General features: G+C 72.5%; 15 protein-coding genes. 8 read left to right on the top strand and 7 right to left on the bottom strand.

Features of this window, described 5'->3' with window-relative positions; all coding sequences use genetic code 11:
• Positions 1 to 53: 53 nt before the first annotated feature.
• From AB852_RS07000 to AB852_RS06990, 3 genes are all read right to left on the bottom strand, one after another.
• Entirely contained in the window at positions 54 to 1,133 is a 1,080-nt protein-coding gene (locus AB852_RS07000; RefSeq protein ID WP_079184417.1) for an acetylxylan esterase, read from the bottom strand.
• A 208-nt stretch (positions 1,134 to 1,341) separates the two neighbouring features.
• Positions 1,342 to 1,554: a heavy-metal-associated domain-containing protein gene (locus AB852_RS06995; protein ID WP_218623233.1), complete on the bottom strand. Its 213-nt coding sequence runs from the start codon at positions 1,552 to 1,554 to the stop codon at positions 1,342 to 1,344.
• Positions 1,551 to 1,964 (bottom strand): nuclear transport factor 2 family protein, encoded by a 414-nt coding sequence (locus tag AB852_RS06990; protein ID WP_073784569.1) that lies wholly within the window; start codon positions 1,962 to 1,964, stop codon positions 1,551 to 1,553. The genes AB852_RS06995 and AB852_RS06990 overlap by 4 nt, the downstream gene beginning before the upstream one ends.
• Positions 1,965 to 2,091: 127 nt before the next feature.
• On the opposite strand from AB852_RS06990, the gene AB852_RS41300 reads away from it, so the two are divergent.
• Positions 2,092 to 2,715 carry a TetR/AcrR family transcriptional regulator gene (locus AB852_RS41300; RefSeq protein WP_073784567.1) on the top strand — a complete coding sequence of 208 codons (624 nt, stop codon included), beginning with the start codon at positions 2,092 to 2,094 and terminating at the stop codon, positions 2,713 to 2,715.
• 502 nt (positions 2,716 to 3,217) lie between these two features.
• Here AB852_RS41300 and AB852_RS06980 read toward each other — a convergent pair.
• Positions 3,218 to 3,700: a GNAT family N-acetyltransferase gene (locus AB852_RS06980; RefSeq protein WP_073784565.1), complete on the bottom strand. Its 483-nt coding sequence runs from the start codon at positions 3,698 to 3,700 to the stop codon at positions 3,218 to 3,220.
• A 551-nt stretch (positions 3,701 to 4,251) separates the two neighbouring features.
• Here AB852_RS06980 and AB852_RS06975 point away from each other — a divergent pair.
• The 5 genes from AB852_RS06975 (at position 4,252) to AB852_RS06955 (ending at position 10,498) form a co-directional block, all read left to right on the top strand.
• On the top strand, positions 4,252 to 5,496 hold the full coding sequence (locus tag AB852_RS06975; RefSeq protein ID WP_073784564.1) for a sugar ABC transporter substrate-binding protein: 1,245 nt from the start codon (positions 4,252 to 4,254) through the stop codon (positions 5,494 to 5,496).
• A gap of 5 nt (positions 5,497 to 5,501) precedes the next feature.
• The gene (locus AB852_RS06970; RefSeq protein ID WP_073784563.1) at positions 5,502 to 6,503 is read left to right on the top strand and encodes a carbohydrate ABC transporter permease; all 1,002 of its coding nucleotides are present in this window, start codon (positions 5,502 to 5,504) and stop codon (positions 6,501 to 6,503) included.
• Positions 6,500 to 7,417, top strand: coding sequence for a carbohydrate ABC transporter permease (locus tag AB852_RS06965; protein ID WP_079184341.1), 918 nt, complete (start codon positions 6,500 to 6,502; stop codon positions 7,415 to 7,417). The genes AB852_RS06970 and AB852_RS06965 overlap by 4 nt, the downstream gene beginning before the upstream one ends.
• Before the next feature lie 87 nt (positions 7,418 to 7,504).
• The gene (locus AB852_RS06960) at positions 7,505 to 8,698 is read left to right on the top strand and encodes a glycoside hydrolase family 1 protein (RefSeq protein ID WP_073784562.1); all 1,194 of its coding nucleotides are present in this window, start codon (positions 7,505 to 7,507) and stop codon (positions 8,696 to 8,698) included.
• Between the two features lie 378 nt (positions 8,699 to 9,076).
• Positions 9,077 to 10,498: a glucoamylase family protein gene (locus AB852_RS06955; RefSeq protein ID WP_073785572.1), complete on the top strand. Its 1,422-nt coding sequence runs from the start codon at positions 9,077 to 9,079 to the stop codon at positions 10,496 to 10,498.
• A 190-nt stretch (positions 10,499 to 10,688) separates the two neighbouring features.
• Here the strand turns inward: AB852_RS06955 and AB852_RS06945 are convergent, their stop codons facing one another.
• A complete protein-coding gene (locus AB852_RS06945) occupies positions 10,689 to 11,072 on the bottom strand; it encodes a hypothetical protein (protein ID WP_073785570.1) in 384 nt (127 codons plus the stop codon).
• Between the two features lie 218 nt (positions 11,073 to 11,290).
• Between AB852_RS06945 and AB852_RS06940 the strand changes: the two genes are divergently transcribed.
• Positions 11,291 to 13,366: a TPM domain-containing protein gene (locus AB852_RS06940; RefSeq protein WP_073785568.1), complete on the top strand. Its 2,076-nt coding sequence runs from the start codon at positions 11,291 to 11,293 to the stop codon at positions 13,364 to 13,366.
• Between the two features lie 76 nt (positions 13,367 to 13,442).
• A complete protein-coding gene (locus tag AB852_RS06935) occupies positions 13,443 to 14,159 on the top strand; it encodes a PspA/IM30 family protein (RefSeq protein ID WP_073784560.1) in 717 nt (238 codons plus the stop codon).
• A gap of 236 nt (positions 14,160 to 14,395) precedes the next feature.
• On the opposite strand, the gene AB852_RS06930 is transcribed toward AB852_RS06935, so the two are convergent.
• Both AB852_RS06930 and AB852_RS06925 read right to left on the bottom strand, forming a co-directional pair.
• Entirely contained in the window at positions 14,396 to 17,122 is a 2,727-nt protein-coding gene (locus AB852_RS06930) for a SpoIIE family protein phosphatase (RefSeq protein WP_342748468.1), read from the bottom strand.
• Between the two features lie 215 nt (positions 17,123 to 17,337).
• Complete coding sequence (locus tag AB852_RS06925) at positions 17,338 to 17,748, bottom strand: ATP-binding protein (protein WP_073784559.1); 411 nt, start codon at positions 17,746 to 17,748, stop codon at positions 17,338 to 17,340.
• Between the last annotated feature and the right edge of the window lie 279 nt (positions 17,749 to 18,027).

Raw genomic sequence — 18,027 nt, 5'->3', positions numbered from 1 at the left:
CCCGGGAGACCTCGGCGGCGGTTGCCGGGAGGCCCGTGAGCAGCGGTCGACGGTCAGAGCTTCTCGTCCGCGACCAGCCAGGTGGCGAAGAACCGGCGGCGTGCGGCGTCCAGCGCGGCGTACTCGGAACGGGTCCCCGGGTGCTCGAAGTGCCCGGCCGTCAGCACATGCAGTTCCCGGGGCCCGGCGAGGGCGTTGCACACCGCGAACTGTCCCGGCGGCGGCACCGCCGGGTCGAACAGCGCGGGGGCGACGAGGGTGGGGGTCCGCAGCCGGGTCGCCGCCGTAGCCGCGTCGTACCAGCGGAGGACCTCCGTCACCCCGGGGTGCCCGGCCCGATGGGCGCGGACCGCCTCGCCGCTGCCCACGCACGGCAGTGTCAGCCGCAGCGGATGGTTCCCGAAGGTGGGCACGGTGAGCTGGGCCGCCCCGAACCGCTCGTCCCACGGCAGGGCCAGCGCCCCGAGCCCCCCGCCGAAGCTCTCCCCCACGTACCCGAGGCGCGGGGCGCCGGGCCCGGCCAGCTCCGGTACCAGTTCCAGCAGCGCGGACGCCGCGCACCACAGGTCGGCGACGCAGTCACCGAGCACATAGGTGTCCCGTGCCGAGATCCCGTGCAGGACATGGGCGTCGGCGGTGTCCGGGATGCCCGGCAGCCGTCCGAGGGCGCCCATCCCCCGGACACAGGGCAGCAGGGCGGCGGCCCCGGCGAGCGGCAGCGGGAGCTCCGGCGCGGGGGTGTCCCGGCCCCCGTACCCGTGCCCGATCACGAATCCGTGGGTGACGGCCCGCCCGTCGGCGGGCAGCACCAGCCAGCCGCCGGTCCGGATGCCTCCGGTGGAGGCGTAGGTGACCCGGCGGACGCGGACGCCGTCCCGTTCGTCCTCCACCTCCACCGGACCGACCCGGGGCTCCGGCGCGACCGCTCGCGCCGCCGCGTACCGCGCCCGCCAGAACGCGTCGAACCCGGCGGGCGCCGGGGGCGCGGAAACGCCGAGCAGCCGGGCGGGCGTGTAGCCGTAGGCCGGGTCGAAGGGATATTCGTGCACGAACCCCGGGATCTCGGATCCGGTGGAGTGGTCCGGGGGGCCGGGGTCGGCGGCCGGTTCGGGGCGGGGGTCGGGGGCGGGCATGGTCGGAGCGTAGGTCCCGGCCGGGGGGAGGGGCGGCGGGGGGCGGCGGGGGGCGGCGGGGGTGTGGATCACCTTGCCCGTCCTGGGCTGGACTGTCCCAATCTGTCATGCCCTGTCCTGGGCTGGGCTGGTTTGCCCTGGACTGGGCTGGGCTGGGCTGAATCGCTCGGCGGGAACGAGGTCCGGCTCCGGCCCGGTGGCGGGGGCGTCAGGGGTGCTGGATCTCGTAGCCCGCCTCCTCGACCGCCGCGCGGACCTCCGTGAGCGGCAGGGGGCGGTCGCTGGTGACCGTCACGGTTCCGGCCTCGACCGCCACGGACACCCCGGTCACCCCGGCGATCCGGGACACCTCCTCGGTGATCAGGTCCGCGCAGTTGCCGCAGACCATGCCCGGTACGGCGTACGCGACGGACCGGGTCACCGTTCCCCCTCGACCGGCCCAGGCAGCGCGCGGGTGAGCTGATGGGCCCGGCGCATCCGGCCGTCCGGGGCGAAGTCACCGATGAAGTGCACCTCGGTGGCGAGGGTCCGGCCCTTGCGCATCCGGGCGTGCAGGGTGAACCGCGCGGCGACCCGCGATCCGACCGCGAGCACCTCGTGCATCTCGTACCGGCACTCGACGGCGTTCCTGCGGACCGGGCGCATATGCGCGACCAGCCGCTCCCTGGTCAGCGCGATGCCATCGCTGATCTGCACGATGTCCGGGGTGAAGTGCCGGTCGACCGGTCCCCCGGGATCGTCGTCGCCGCTGAGGACGTCCTCCGTCAGCGAGGCGAAGAACTCGGTCAGGAACCGTTCGGGTTCGGTGGCCAGGAGGTCGGGCACGGTCATCGGGAGCTCCGTCGGGCTGGGGCTGGGGCAGAGTTCGGGTCGGCGCGCGATCTCTTACATGCATGTAAGAGGTGCGCGAGTAGTAAGGTATGCGCGGGAATCAACTTTGACAAGGGTGTAAGAATTCATGCCGTCCACCGCTTCTCCCGCCCCCCGGCCCCGACGGGCCGACGCCGAACGCAGCCGGGCAGCCGTCCTCGACGCGGCGACCGCCCTGCTCGCCGAGCGGCCGGACGCCGGCATGCGCGACATCGCCGCGGCGGCGGGTGTGACCCGCCAGACGGTCTACGCCCACTTCGCCTCCCGGGACGCGCTGGTCGGCGCGGTGACGGAACGGGTCACCGGTGAGGCGGTCGCCGCGATGGACGAGGCGGGGCTGGAGGAGGGCCCGGCGGCGGAGGCGCTGACGCGGCTCCAGGACATCGGCTGGCGGCTGTTCCGCCGGAACCCGGTCGTGATCCAGGCGGGTACGGACCCCGTCCGGGGCGGGTCCAGCGAGACGCTGCACGAGCCCGTCGACGCCCGGCTCACCCGGCTCGTCGAACGGGGCCAGCGGGACGGGGAGTTCGACCCCGCTCCCCCGGCGGCGTGGCTGGTCGCCGTGGTGACCGCGCTGGGCCATGCGGCGGGCCACGAGGTCGCGGCGGGGCGGATGTCGGCGGACGAGGGCGCGGCCGCGCTGCGCACCGCGACGCTCCGCGCCCTCGGCGCACCGCCGCCCGTCCCGGGGGACGCCCCTTCGCCCTCCTGACCCCGGGTACCGTCACCGCCGCACGCACCCCGGACGGGCACGCCGCACGGACAGGCACGAGCGGGGTACGCCCACCTCCCGCCCCAGCCCGCCTCCCGCCCCGGTCCACCTTGGGTTCGCGCCCGTCCCCGCACCCCTGGTCCCTCACGGGTTCGTCCACCTGCCCTAGGCCGGTCCCGCGCTGGTGAGTCCGCTTACCCCGGGCCGGTCCCGTGCGGGTGCGCGGTCCCTCGCGCCCCTGAGGTCTCCGACGGTGAACCCACTTGTTCCCATGCGGGCCTGACGGGGGTGCGCAGTTCCCCGCGCCCCTGAGGTCATGGACGGTGAACGCACTTGCTCCCGTGCGGGCCCGACGGGGGTGCGCAGTTCCCCGCGCCCCTTCGGGGGCCCATGCCCCGCCTCTTCGGGGGCGCATGCCAGGGCCGCCGCCGCTGGGCCCACCCGCCCCGGGCCGGATTCGCCCGGGTGCGCGAGCCCGCGCCCATTCGGGCACGCGCGGGGGCTACTTGCGCAGTTCCATGATGTGTCCGCTCGCGGCGAAGGACTCGTTGCCCTCCAGCTTTCCCGACTTCGTCTCGACGATGGCGAAACCCTCCCGCTCGTAGAGCGCGAGGGCGGCGGCGTTGCCCACCAGGACCGTGGTCCCGATCCGGGGACCGCCCCGCTCCACGGCGTACCGCAGCAGCCGCGCACCGACGCCCCGGCGGTACGCGGCCGGGTCGACGTACAGCCAGGTGACCTCGTCGTCGGCCAGCGCCACGAATCCGACGACGCGGCCGTCCGGTTCCTCCGCCACCCAGACCTCACCGTCGAAGAGCCCCTCGGTCTCGGCGGTCCGCTCCAGGGTGAGGAACGCCTCGACCCCGACGGAGTCGCGCAGCTCGTCCAGCCGGGCGGCGTCATGGATACGGGCGACGGCCTCCCAGTCACGGTCCTCGTAGTGACGGATGCGTACGGGGTGCTCACCGGGGCGCGTCGGCGTCATAGGGGCAGGATCACCGCGGGCCGACCTCCCCGCAAAGGCTTTTTCCGGCGCCCCGACCCGCACCCCGGACAGCGCACCGCAGTCCGTGCACCGCCCGTCATCCGAGCCACGGAGCACGCGCACCCCCGCACCCGCTACGCCCCGGGACCGCCCCGGCTACACCCCGGCACCGTACGGCCACCGTCCGGACCTGCGGAAAGAGAGTCCTGTGGAAGCGTTTTGCGCCACATTCCCTTTCGGTACGTAAACATCCCGCCTAGCGTGCAAGGTGCATAAATCTGCCCGTCCGGACCTCCACCCCCACACCGGCCCCCCACCATGCGATCACCTCCGCCGCACACCCCCACCGACCCACCCGGCCTCCGTTACCGGAGTGTGATGTGAAGCCCCCTTGCGTATCCCCGAGCGACTGTCGCAGAGTGATGTATGCGCTTACAGACAGCGCATACATCCGGACCGGCATCCGGGGTATCCGCAAGACATTCAGGGGTCTTCGGAGAAAGCAGTCAGGGATGCCAGGTACGTCCGGGAAGCTCAAGGAGGAGCCGTCCATGCACCGCGCCGCCAGAACCGCCACGGTCGCCATCGCCCTTGCGACGGCGTTCGGAATCACCGCTTGCGGAAGCTCGGGGGGTGAGGGTGTGGCCGCCGACGCGAAGCAGACCCTGACCGTCTGGGCCATGGGCGCCGAGGGCGAGAAGCTCGGGGATGTCGCCAAGGAGTACACCAAGGCGAACCCGAACGTGAACGTCAAGGTCACGCCCGTCGGCTGGGACGTCGCCCACCAGAAGCTGGTCTCGGCCGCCGCCGCGAGCACCCTGCCCGACATCGCGCAGATGGGCGGGACCTACATGGGCGAGTTCGCCGAGATCGGCGCGCTGGAGCCCGTCGACACCAAGGTGTTCGACGAGAAGGACTTCTTCCCGGCGAGCTGGGAGCAGGGCGTCGTGGACGGCGAGGTGTACGGCGTGCCGTGGTACGTCGACACCCGTGTCCTCTACTACCGCACCGACCTGGCGAAGGAGGCGGGCATCGACAAGGCGCCCGCCACCTGGTCCGAGCTCCGGTCGGCCGCCGAGGCCTACCAGGACAAGGCCGGCACCAAGTGGGGCCTGAACATCCAGCCGAGCGGTCTGGACACCGTGCAGTCCTTCTACCCCTTCCTGTACTCGTCGGGCGGCGAGATCATCGACAAGGACGGCAAGGCGGTCATCGACAGCCCCGCCGCGGTCAAGGCCTTCGAGGAGTACGGGACGTACTTCGACAAGGGCCTGGCCAAGAAGAGCGTCCAGCCCGGCTATGACGTGACCAAGGACTTCAACAAGGGCGATGTGCCCATGTTCTTCTCCGGCCCCTGGATCATGACGCTCCTCAACGACCAGTACCCGGACCTGGCCGGCAAGTGGGCCGTCGCCAAGGTCCCGGCCGGTGAGAAGTCCGTGTCCATGGCCGGTGGCTCCAGCCTGGTGATCTCCAAGGACAGCGACAACAAGGCCGCCGCCAAGGAGTTCATCACGTACCTGACGGACACCAAGGGCCAGGAGGACTGGTTCAAGCGGACCAGCGACCTGCCCGCCGCCACCGCCGCCTGGGAGTCCGGCCCCCTCGCCGAGGACCCGAACCTCCAGGTCTTCCGCGAGCAGATGGAGACGGCGAAGAACTCGCCCCCGCTGCCCCAGTGGTCGGAGATCACCTCGAAGGTCGACTCGGCCGTCGAGGCCGTGACCCAGGGCAAGGAGTCCGCCGAGGACGCGGCGAAGAAGGCCCAGTCCGAGGTCGAAGGTCTCGTGAAGTAGCCGTCATGAGCACCACGACCGGACAGGCTGCGCCCGACGCGGCCAAGACGGCACCGGGGCCGGGCGGCAAGCCCGGCCCGCGGGGCCCGTCGACCACGCGCAAGGACGGCGGACGCGGCAAGCCGCGCCTGGGTGTGCAGAACCTCGCCGGCTGGCTGTTCTCCACCCCCTTCCTCGTCCTCTTCACGGTCTTCATGGCCTTCCCGATCCTCGCGACGCTCCTCATGAGCTTCACCGACTTCGGGCTGCGCAATGTGACCAACCCGCTGGACGCCGAGTTCATCGGCTTCGAGAACTACACGAAGCTCTTCAGCGACGAGAAGTTCCTCAAGTCCCTCTTCAACACGGGCTACTTCGTCGTCGTCGGTGTCCCGCTCACCATCGGGCTCGGCCTGCTGGTCGCCGTGCTCCTCAACAACGGGATCGACCGGGCGCGCACCTTCTTCCGGGTCGGCTTCTACGCCCCCGTGGTCACCTCCATCGTGGCCGTCGCCGTGGTGTGGCGCTTCGTCCTCGACCCCGCCGACGGACTGGTCGCCGGGCTCGCCTCCGAGGTCGGGCTCACCGCCCCGGACTTCCTCGGTGACGAGAAGCTCGCGATGCCCTCACTGATCCTGATGGCCGTGTGGCGGAACATGGGCACCGTCATGGTGCTGTTCATCGCCGGACTCCAGGCCATCCCCACCGAGGTGCGGGAAGCGGCGAAGCTGGACGGCGCCGGGCCCTGGCACGAGTTCCGCCGGATCACCCTCCCCCTGCTGCGGCCCACCATGCTGTACGCGACCGTGATCACCACGATCGGCTACCTCAATGTCTTCGAGGAACCCTTCGTGATGACCCAGGGCGGCCCCTCGGACAGCACGCTCACCGTCTCGCTGAACATGTACCGCGAGGGCTTCAACTTCTTCCACATGGGTTATGCGAGCGCGATGGCGTACGTCCTCTTCGTAGTGATCATGGGCATCACCGTGCTCCAGCTCCGGCTGCTGAAGGACAACACCAAATGAGCACCGCGACGCGTCCCCCCGCCGCTCCCTCGCCGCCCGCCGCCCCCGGGCCCGGCGCCTCCAAGGCCGCGGGACCCTCCCGGGGGACCGGCTCCCGGCTGAAGAGGCCGCTGCTCTATCTGCTGGTCTCGCTGGGTCTGCTGATCATGGCGGCCCCCTTCCTGTGGATGGCGCTGTCCGCCTTCAAGACCGACCAGGACCTCACGGCGTCCCCGCCGGTGTGGCTGCCCACCGAGTGGACGCTCGGGAACTTCGAGCGGCTGCTCGACCGGCTGGACCTGCCGCGCTACTTCCTGAACTCCCTGCTGGTGGCGACCCTGGTCACCGTCTCCAACCTGGTCTTCTGCTCGATGCTCGGCTACGCGCTGGCCAAGCTGCACTTCGCGGGACGCAACAAGGTCTTCGGGCTGGTCCTCGGCGCGCTGATGGTGCCCGGCAATCTGATGCTGCTGCCGCTGTTCGTCCTCATGAGCAAGCTCCAGCTCATCGACACCTACGCCGCGCTCGTCCTGCCCTTCGCGGCGGGCGCCTTCGGGGTCTTCCTGATGCGGCAGTTCATGCAGTCGATCCCGGACGAGCTGCTGGAAGCGGCCCGGATGGACGGCGCCGGCGAGTGGTACATCTTCTGGCGGATCGTGATGCCGCTGGTGAAGCCCGCCCTCGCGACGCTGACGATCTTCACCTTCCTCGGGTCCTGGAACAACTTCGTATGGCCGCTGATCGCCACCAACGACCCCGACAAGTACACCCTTCCGGTGGCACTGGCCACCTTCGCCACCGACCCCAATCAGTCGGCGGGCTCCAACGGCATGCTGATGGCCGGGTCCTTCCTGATCGTCCTGCCGGTGCTGCTCGTCTTCGCCGTACTGCAACGCCACTTCACCCAGGGCATCGCGACCGCGGGCATGAAGTAGCCCACCGACCCTTCCCAGCCCCCCGCACACCGGGCTGACGCCCGCCGCCGGCCGGGCCCCGCCCGCTTCCATCAGAGAGACAGGACGATGACGCACGCCCCGACACGGTTCCCCGAAGGCTTTCTCTGGGGGGCGTCCACCGCCGCCCACCAGATCGAAGGCAACAACGTGAACAGCGACTGGTGGCGCAAGGAGCACAGCGGCACCTCCCACATCCAGGAGCCCAGCCTCGACGCCGCCGACAGCTACCACCGCTGGCGCGAGGACATGGACCTGCTCGCGGAACTCGGCTTCACCGACTACCGCTTCAGCATCGAGTGGGCCCGGATCGAGCCCGCGCCCGGCCGCTTCTCGCACGCCGAGCTGGCCCACTACCGGCGCATGGTCGACGGAGCCATCGAGCGCGGGCTGCGCCCGATGGTGACCCTGCACCACTTCACCGTCCCGCAGTGGTTCGAGAACCTGGGCGGCTTCACCGCCGACAGGGCCGTCGAGCTCTTCACCCGCTATGTCGAGGCCACCGCGCCCGTCATCGCCGAGGGCGTCGACCACGTCTGCACCATCAACGAGCCGAACATGATCGCCGTGATGGCCGGAGCGGCGAAGGCCGGGAACACCGGCTTCCCGCCGGCCGGGCTGCCGACCCCGGACGAGGAGACGACCGACGCGATCATCGCCGTCCATCACGCGGCCGTGAAGGCCGTGAAGGCCATCAACCCCGACATCAACGTCGGCTGGACCGTCGCCAATCAGGTGTACCAGTCGCTGGTCGGCGCCGAGGAGGTCACCGCGGCCTACCGGCACCCCCGCGAGGACGTCTTCATCGAGGCCGCCCGCGGCGACGACTGGATCGGCGTCCAGTCCTACACCCGCACCCGGATCGGGCTCGACGGCCCGCTCCCCGCGCCCGCGGACGTGGAGCGGACCCTGACTTCCTGGGAGTACTACCCCGCCGCCGTCGGGTACGCGCTGCGCCACACCGCGGCGGTCGTGGGCGACGTACCCCTCATCGTCACCGAGAACGGGATCGCCACGGCCGACGACAGCCGACGGCTGGACTACATGAAGGGCGCGCTCGCGGAGGTCGAGGCCGGGCTGCGCGACGGGCTCGACATCCGTGGCTACCTCCACTGGAGCGCGCTCGACAACTACGAGTGGGGCTCCTTCAAGCCGACGTTCGGGCTGATCTCCTACGACCCGGTGACGTTCGAACGGACCGCCAAGCCCTCCGCCGAGTGGCTCGGCGGGCTCGGACGCACCCGGGAGTTCCCCTCCGCGTAGTCCCGCGAGGGTCTGCGGGACCCGGGGGCCTTCGCCGCCGGGTGCGGGCGGGACCGCCGCCGCACCCGGGGCGCCGACGGCCCCCGTACCGGCAGGCCCCCGGACATCCCTCGCCCGCCCGCACGGCTCCCCGCACCTCCGAGGTGCGGGGAGCCTGCCGTACCGGCGTCCCCCCGGGCACCTCTCGCCCGCCCGAGCCCCACCCCGCGCCCCCGAAGCAGGGGTGACCCCCGTACCGACCGGCCCCCGGACACCCGCCGGTGGAAACGGTGGTGACGGGCCGTCGGAGGCGCGGCGGGGGCGTAGGCGCTTCAGAAGTTCGTATCCACGCCGCCACCACCTGACCTCAGGAGCTGGAATCGTATGGACCGCATTTCGATGGATCGTCGCTCGTTCCTCACCGCTGCCGGAGGCGGGGCCGCCGCCCTGACCCTGGCCGGCGCCCCGGCCGCGCAGGCCGCCCCGCACCGTCTTCCGTCCCGTGTTCATACCTCTGATACACCGCTGCTCCGCACCTGGTTCCGCGATACGTTCCACTCGATCGAGGCCTTGACAACGGACTTCGGTCTGACGGCCGACAAGGCCGACATCAGCAAGCCCGGCCGCCCGGTGCCCTCCCGCCAGACCTCGCCCACCAACATCGGCTGCGGACTGTGGTCCACGGTCGCCGCCGCCGGACTCGGCGTGATCGGCCGGGGCGCGATGCACCGGAGCCTCGCCCGGACCGTCGCCGCCGTCGAGAAGCTGGAGCGGCACCGCGGCTTCTGGCTCAACTGGTACGACGCGTACGACGGTTCGACGCTCACCCGCTGGCCCGAGACCGGGGACCCCGTCCGCCCGTTCCTCTCCTCCGTCGACAACGCGTGGCTCGTCACCGGACTGCGGATCGCCGCCGACGCCGACCCCTCGCTGCGCCGCCGTGTCGCCAGGCTGCTCTCCACCGCCGACTGGTCGGCCTTCTACACGCCGTACGACGCGGCCGACCCGGCGAAGAACCCCGGCCAGCTGCGCGGCGGCATCTGGACCGACACCGACGAGCCCACCCCGCACCACTACGGCGCCCTGAACACCGAGCCCCGGATGGCGAGCTATCTCGGTATCGCGGACGGCTCGCTGCCCTCGCAGCACTACTGGTGCATGTACCGGACGATGCTGCCGGAGTGGGAGCAGGAGCAGACCCCGAAGGGCGAGTACGTCACCGTCGACGGGGTCCGGGTGTGGAACGGCCACTACACCCACCGGGGCCGCAATCTCGTGCCCACCTGGGGCGGGTCGATGTTCGAGGCGCTGATGGTGCCGCTGTTCGTCCCGGAGTCGCAGTGGTCCCCCCGCGCCTGGGGCGTCACCCACGACCACTATGTACGCAGCCACATCGAGCACGGGCTGATCGAGGAGAAGTACGGGTACTGGGGCTTCTCCCCGGCCAACATCCCCGAGGGTGGTTACCGCGAGTACGGCGTGGACGCGATCGGGATGCAGACCGAGGGCTACCAGTCCCTCGGGGTCGTCACCCCGCACGCCTCCTTCCTCGCGCTGCCGCAGGCGCGCGGCGAGGCGATCGGCAACCTCAAGGCGCTCGCCCGGGACTTCGGCGCGTACCACGAGGGCTACGGCTTCCGCGACACGGTGGACGTCCGGACCGGCCGGGTCAGCGACTTCGTCCTCGCCCTGGACCAGGGCATGATCGTCGCCGCGCTGGCGCAGGAACTGCGTCCCGGGCTGCTCCAGCGGCCCTTCCGGACCGGCGGCTTCGCCTCACGGGTGCGTCCGCTGCTGGCGCGGGAACGCTTCAGCATCTGAGCCTACGGGCCAGGACCCGGGCTGGGGGCTGGGGCCAGGGGCCGGAGTCAGGGCCAGGGCCGTGGCGGCGGCCCCCGCCCGAGCCGTGAACCTGACGGCGCGGTGACTGTGACCCTGGCCGTGGCCGGAGCCGTGAACCTCGCGGTGCCCGTGCCCGTGCCCGTGGCCGTGACCGTAGGCCGTATCGACGTCAGTCCCGGCCGTCCTCCACATGGACCGCGTGGAGGGCGGCGCCGTCGAGACCCCGCTTGGTGCGCCCGTACAGACCTATGGCCAGCTCCGTGGGCTCGGGGTCGGGCACCTCGTCGGGGAAGACGTACGTGAGGACGTCCGGGTGATGCCCCGTGACCACCCAGCCCTCGGCGGCGTCCGGCGCTATCACCCCGAAGTCACCGGCGACGGAACCCGCGGCCACGGGACCGAACCGGCTCAGCACCTCGACGGCGCCGGCCGTCGGATCACCGGTCGGGTCCGGCAGCACCACACACGTGCCGTGTTCGAACAGCACCCAGGTCTTGCGGGGGTCGGCGAGGAGCCGCCGCCAGACGTCGATCAGCGTCTCGGTGGTCGTCATGACGGCAAGCATGCCCGACCCCACTGACAACGCGGCCGGAACGGCGGCGCCTCCGCTGACAGCGCCCCGGGAACGGGACCACCTCCGGAGCGATCCGGTCGCGGTGGGGCATATCCGGCCATACGCTCCCCCATGTGACGCCGACCCGGGGCTCGGCCCCGTCGCATCCCGTCCGCCAGGAAGGTCACCGGGCGCACCTGGTGACCCCCCGGCCCGTCATGGCGCCCCTGCTCAGGGCGGTGGCGGTGCTCGGCGCGCTGTGCGGGCTGCTGCTGGTGACCGCCGCGTCCGCCCGGGCGGACGAACCCGTACCGCTCTCCCGCACCGGACAGATCACCGACAAGGTCGGCGCCCTCGGCGACCGCACCGGCGAGGTGGCCGACGCGCTGGCCAGGCTCGACCGCTACCAGGGCATCCAGCTCTACGTGGTGTACGTACGGGACTTCTCCGGGCGTTCCCCGCAAGGCTGGGCCGACGCGACCGCGCAACGCGGCGGGCTGGGCCTGGACGACGTACTGCTGGCGGTCGCCACCCACGACCGGCAGTACGCGTACTCGGTGGACCAGGAAGTACGTCTCACCGACGCGCAGCTCACCCGGGTGGCCCGCACCGCGGTCGAACCGGCGCTGCGCGAGAACGACTGGGCGGGCGCGGCCGTCGGCGCGGCGAACGGCATGGACGCGGTGCTCGCCGGACAGCCGGTGCCCACCCAGTCCCTCACCCCCGGCGACCCCGACCCCGGCGGGAGCGGGGAGCGGCAGATCGCCACCGGTGACCTGGTCCTGCCGGTGGTCGCGGTGGGCGGCGCGTGCGCGCTTGCCGCGTACGCCGTGATCCGCCGGGGCCGCCGCGGCGGCGGCCCGAAGAGCGGCGGCCGGGTCGGGAGCGCGGCGGGCGCGCCGGGGCCGCTGCCGCTGCCCGAGCTGGACGGGCGGGCCCGCCGGCTGCTGGTGGAGACGGACGACGCGGTGCGCACCAGCGCCGAGGAGCTGGGGTTCGCGACGGCGCAGTTCGGCGAGGAGGCCGCCCGTCCGTTCGAGGAGGCGCTGGCGTACGCGCGGGCGGAGCTGACGGCGGCGTTCCGGCTCCGTCAGCAGCTCGACGACGCGTTCCCGGAGGACGACGCCGCCAAGCGCCGCATGCTGGACGAGATCGTCGCCCGGTGCACGGAGGCCGACCGGCGGCTGGACGCCGAGTCGGACGCCTTCGACCGGCTGCGCGCCCTGGAGCGGACCGCGCCCGAGGCGCTGGAGCACGCGACCTCGGTGTACGAGCGGGTCGGCGGTCGCACGGAGGCCGCGCGCGGCACGCTGGACGCGCTCACCGCCCGGTACGCCCCCGGGGCCGCGACGCCGGTCGCGGGCCATGTGGAGCAGGCCAAGGACCGGCTGGTGTTCGCGGGGACGAGCCTGACGGCGGCCCGGGAGGCGGTGGCCGCCGGGGACAACGGCCGGGCGGCCGTCCAGCTCAGGGCGGCCGAGGGCGCCGTCGACCAGGCGGGGACGTTCGTGACGGCGGTGGAACGGCTGGCCGGTGAACTCGACGCGGCGGACCGCGCGGTGCCCGCCGCCCTGACGGAGACGACGACGGACCTCGCGGACGCGCGCGGCATGCTCGACGGCACGGTCGCGGGGGTGTCGACGGCGGAACTGCACGGCCGGATCGCCCGGGCGGAGGCGGTCCTGCGTGATGTGACGGCGGAACGCGCGGCGGGCCCGTACGACCCCATCGACGCGCTGCGCAGGCTGGAGGAGGCCGACGCGGCGCTGGACGAGGCGCTGGCGGGGGCGCGGGAGCGGGAGGCCGCCGACCACCGCGCGCGGTCGCTGCTCGACCAGGCGCTGCTGACCGCGCGCAGCGCGGTGGGCGCCGCCGCGGACTTCGTCAGCACGCACCGCGGCGGGGTCGGCTCCGGCGCGCGGACCCGGCTCGCGGAGGCGCAGCGGCATCTGTCGCTCGCCCAGGGCGCGCCGGGCGCCGCCCCCGCCCCGGCCGACGCGCTCGGGCACGCCCAGCGGGCCGACGCCCTCGCCCGGGAGGCCCGGTCGCTCGCCGAACAGGACGTCAGGGCGTACGGGAACCCGTACGACGGGCGTTCCGGCGGCGGGGGCGGCGGGGCGGTCGGCGCGATGCTCGGCGGCATCATCCTCGGCGGGATGCTCGGCGGATCCGGGCGCCCGGGTGGCGGCCGGGGCGGGTTCGGGGGCTTCGGGGGACTCGGCGGGGGACCCGGACCCGGCAGCTTCGGCGGCGGCTCGACCCGGGGCCGCAGGAGCGGGGGCGGACGGTTCTGACGACACCCGCACCCCGGCCCGCCCCATCCGCTTCCCCTTGGCCCCACCCACCGGACACCTCACCGGAAGGATCCCGATGACCAGCAAGCAGACCGTGCTCGGCCGAGTCACCCAGCTCGCGAAGGCGAACATCCACGCCCTTCTCGACCAGGCCGAGGACCCGCAGAAGATGATCGACCAGCTCATCCGCGACTACACCGCCAACATCCGCGAGGCCGAGGAGGCCGTCTCGGTGACGATCGGGAATCTGCGGATGCTGGAGCAGGACCACCAGGAGGACGTGGTCGCGGCCCAGGAGTGGGGCGGCAAGGCGCTCGCGGCCAGCCGCAAGGCGGACGAACTGCGCGGCGCGGGCGACACGGCCGAGGCGGACACCTTCGACAATCTGGCGAAGGTCGCCCTGCAACGGCAGTTGGCCGCGGAGCGGGAGGCGAAGGACGCGGAGCCGGTGATCGCCGGGCAGAGCGAGGTCGTCGCACAGCTCAGATCGGGGCTGGACCGGATGCGGGAGAAGCTGGGCGAGCTCCAGTCACGGCGCGATCAGCTGGTGGCCCGCGCGAAGACGGCGCAGGCGCAGAACAAGATGATGGACGCGGCCGGGAGCATCGACGTCCTCGACCCGGCGAGCGAACTGGGCCGCTTCGAGGAGAAGGTGCGCCGCGAGGAGGCCAGGGCGCTCGGCCGTCAGGAGCTGGCCTCGTCGTCGCTGGACGCGCAGTTCGAACGGCTGGACGGGCTCGGGGACACGGCGGAGGTGGAGGCCCGCCTGGCCGCGCTCAAGTCCGGCACATGAGCGCCCCGAGGTGCTGCGCGCAGGCTGGTCGTACGGACGCCGCGGTGAGCGGTGCCGGGTCCGGGGCGGGGCGAGACGGTTCGACGCAGGCCGGTTCGGCGCTGGGCGGGGCGCCACTCACGTCACGGAGCCACGCGGCACGGGCACACGGGGCTCACGGCTCACGGGGCTCACGCCGCACGGGCACCCAGCACACAGCTCACCGCTCACCGCTCACCGCGAAGAACGCGAGGCGTTCAGAACATGCTCATGAGCGCTTCCGCCACGTCGATCGGGTCGTCGTCACCGTTCGGGAGCGGCAGTTCGAACCAGACGGTCTTGCCCCGGGGGGTCCGCCGGGAGCCCCACGCGGCGCTCAGCAGACCGACGAGCTGGAGTCCCCGGCCGCCCTCGTCGGTGGCGCGGGCGCGGCGGCGGCGCGGCTGGACCAGGCCGGCGTCCCAGACCTCGCAGACGAGGGTGCGGTCCAGCAGCAGCCGTAGCCTGATCTCGCCCTCGCCGTAGCGCAGGGCGTTGGTGACGAGTTCGCTGACGAGCAGTTCGGTGGTGTCGACCAGCGGTTCGAGGTTCCAGGACTGGAGCTGGGCGCGGGCGTACTCACGGGCGCGGCCGACGCTCTGCGGTTCGCGGGGCAGCGACCAGTCGCCGACGGACTCGGCGGGCAGGCCCTGGACCCGGGCCATCAGCAGGGCGATGTCGTCCTCGCCGTGATGGGTGTCGAGCGTGCCGAGGACGTGGTCGCAGACGTCCTCCAGGGGGCGGGCCGGTTCGGTGAGGGCGCCGAGGAACGCCTGGAGGCCCTCGTCCAGCGGCTGGTCACGGGATTCGACGAGGCCGTCGGTGTAGAGGGCGAGCAGCGCGCCCTCGGGGAGTTCGACCTCGACCTCCTCGAAGGGCTCCCCGCCGACGCCGAGCGGCATCCCGGGCGGTACGTCGAGCATCAGGGCCGTCTCGTCGGGCTCCACGATCACGGGCGGCAGATGTCCCGCGTTGGCGAAGGTGCAGCGGCGGGTGACGGAGTCGTAGACGGCGTAGACGCAGGTGGCGAGGTACACCTCGGACAGGTCGGCGTCGCGGGCCTGGCGGGCTGCGACGCGCGTAGCCTGCTGCACGCCGCCGGGGGTGCCGAGGCCGCGCGCGATCTCGTCCAGGGCGGACAGCACCTCGGCCGGTTCGAGGTCGAGCAGGGCGAGGGTACGTACGGCGGTGCGCAGTTCGCCCATGGCGACGGCGGCGCGCAGCCCGCGTCCCATGACGTCGCCGACGACGAGCGCGGTGCGGTGACCGGGGAGTTCGATGACGTCGAACCAGTCGCCGCCGACCTCGGTGGCCGTGTTGCCGGGAAGGTAGCGGCAGGCGATGTCGAGTCCGGCGGCCACCGGGTTGTCCGGGGGCAGCAAGGAGCGCTGGAGGATGAGCGCGCGCTGGTGCTCGCGCCGGTAGAGGCGCGCGTTGTCCATGGACACGGCGGTCCGCGCGGCGAGTTCACCGGCGAGGGCGCGGTCGCGCTCGTTGAACGGTTCGCTGCCCTTGGTCCGGGTGAACTGGACGAGTCCGATGACCGTGTCATGAGCGACCATCGGCACGGCGAGCGTCGAGCGGACGAGGCCGCCCGGCTCCCCGGGGATGTTGCGGGGGCGCCCGGAGCGCAGCGCTTCGGCGAACGGGGAGGCGAAGCCGTAGTGGTGCATCGCGCCGACCTTGACGGGCGCGGCGGAGCCGTCGCTGAACGGGGCGTCGGCGACGGCGCTGGCGTAGGCGACCCGGCGCAGTTCGCCGCTGCCGCCGCCGCTTCCGGTGTCGGGGACGCTCCACTGGCCGGGCGGGGTGTCGTCGCCGTCGAGGAGTCCCTGGTAGAGGTCGACGGCGGCGAGGTCGCAGAAGCCGGGGACGGTGACGTCGAGGAGTTCGCGGGCGGTGGCCTCGATGTCGAGGGAGTTCCCGATCCGGGAACCGGCCTCGTTGAGGAGGGCGAGGTTACGGCGGGCGTGCGCGGCCTCGCGGGCGGCGGCGTGCCTGCGGGTGACGTCGGTGCCGAGTCCGGCGACCCCGATGGGGCGTCCGGCGCCGCTGTGGACGCGGTAGAGGTTGATGGACCAGTGGCGGCGGTCGCCGGAGCCGGGCGCGGGGCCGACGATCTGCATATCGGTGACGGCGTCCCCGGTCTGGAGGACGCGGCGCAGCGCGGCGGCCATCCGGTCGGCCTCCTGGCGCGGCAGGTAGTCGTGGACGGTACGGCCCCGGTGCTCATCGGTACTGCCGCCGAAGACGGCCGCGAACTGCCGGTTGGCGTGCTGTACCCGCAGATCGGTACCGAACAGCGCGAAACCGAAGGGCGATTGACCGAAAATCGCCTGTGAGGCGGCGATATCGGTCTCGATCCGGCGCAGGGCCTGGACATCCACGACGATGCAGACGGCCGCGCGTTCGCCCTTCGCGTTCTCCGTGGGCATGACGTACAACTCGGCGACGCCGACGCTGCCGGGGGCCACGTAGTCCCCGGTGAAGCCGCTGGAGCCGCTGGGACCGGTGGCGCGGGGGGGCCTGGGTCCGGTGGGGCCGGGCCTGGGTCCGGGCCTGGGCCCGGTGGGACCGTTGGGTCCGGGCCTGCCTGACGGTGCGCCGGTGGCGCCCGGGACCGGCAGGGCGGGCGGGGCAGGCGGGGCTGCGGGGGACGCTTCGGGGGGCATCCGGAACGGCACCGAACCGGTCCATTCCCGGCCGTCGAGGATCTGCTTCATGGTCCGCCGGCCGCGCTCGCGCAGCTCGGCGGGGACGAACGCGTCGATGGGGTCCATGCCCACGGCGTGCGCCGCGGCGATCCCGAAGAGCTGTTCGGCGCGGGTGCTCCACTGCTCGATCAGCCCGTCGGGTCCGATCGAGAAGGAGGCCACCTTGATGTAGTCGTAGAGCGAACCGGGCGGACTGATCTGCCAGATCACGTCACCTCGCGTTCCCTCCATCGCGTCCTCCGACGAATGACCGGGCACAGTGGCCTGCGCTGGTATCTCGCTCACGCGAACCGTCCCCTCCAGCTCACCGCGTCCGGTACCGGTCACCGGTGGCGGCTGCCCGCAGTATCCAGCACTACGGCCCCGCAGAACACGGTGTTCACGATCACAGCTCGGTCCCGACAGTTTTCGGCCCGGTCAGGACCGACCGGCACCCTCTCTCCCTTCTAACCCGGGAGGGCCAGCTCGAACCACACCGTCTTCCCCGAGCTGCCAGGGCGTGTGCCCCATCGGCTGGATGTGGAGGCGACCAGTCCGAGCCCCCGTCCGCCCTCGTCATCGACGTCGGCCTGATGGCCGGGGGGCGGTTTCGGCAGGGCGGCGGGGAGCGGGTCGGAGACCTCGACCAGCAGGGCACCGGAGGGGTGAAAGGGGCGTACGAGGCTTACGCGGATGGGGCCGGAGGCGTATCGCAGGGAGTTGGTCACCAGCTCGCTGACGAGCAGGACGGCGAGGTCGCCCAGGGGTGCGAGGTCCCACGCGCGGAGCTGTCGGCGCACCCGCGCGCGAGCGTCCCGTACGGCACCGGGGTCCGCCGGGAAGCTCCACTCGACCCGGTCGGCTTTGGTGTCCAGCACGCCGCATCACTTCCCTGGTCCCCTGCGGGGCCGTCCGGAACAAAGGGTTCAAAGGGCACATACCCGGTATACGACCTGACCTATCCCGTCGAGGGCGCACAGAAGGAGAAAGAGCGCGCACGGCGCACACGCGGGGCGCACAGAGTGATGACACGCACCCTCAAGGCGCCGTGAACCAGCTCGGCGCCGCGCACCAGCCCGGCGACCGGTCCGGCGACCTGCTCCGCGCCAGCCTGCGGCCCGCCGTCGATCGACCGACCGATCGACCCGTCACCCGGC

It is taken from the genome of Streptomyces uncialis, assembly GCF_001905345.1.
In the GTDB taxonomy this organism is placed as follows: domain Bacteria; phylum Actinomycetota; class Actinomycetes; order Streptomycetales; family Streptomycetaceae; genus Streptomyces; species Streptomyces uncialis.
The sequence above is the reverse complement of the archived record's forward strand: the minus strand, read 5'-3'. Positions and strand labels throughout refer to the sequence as shown.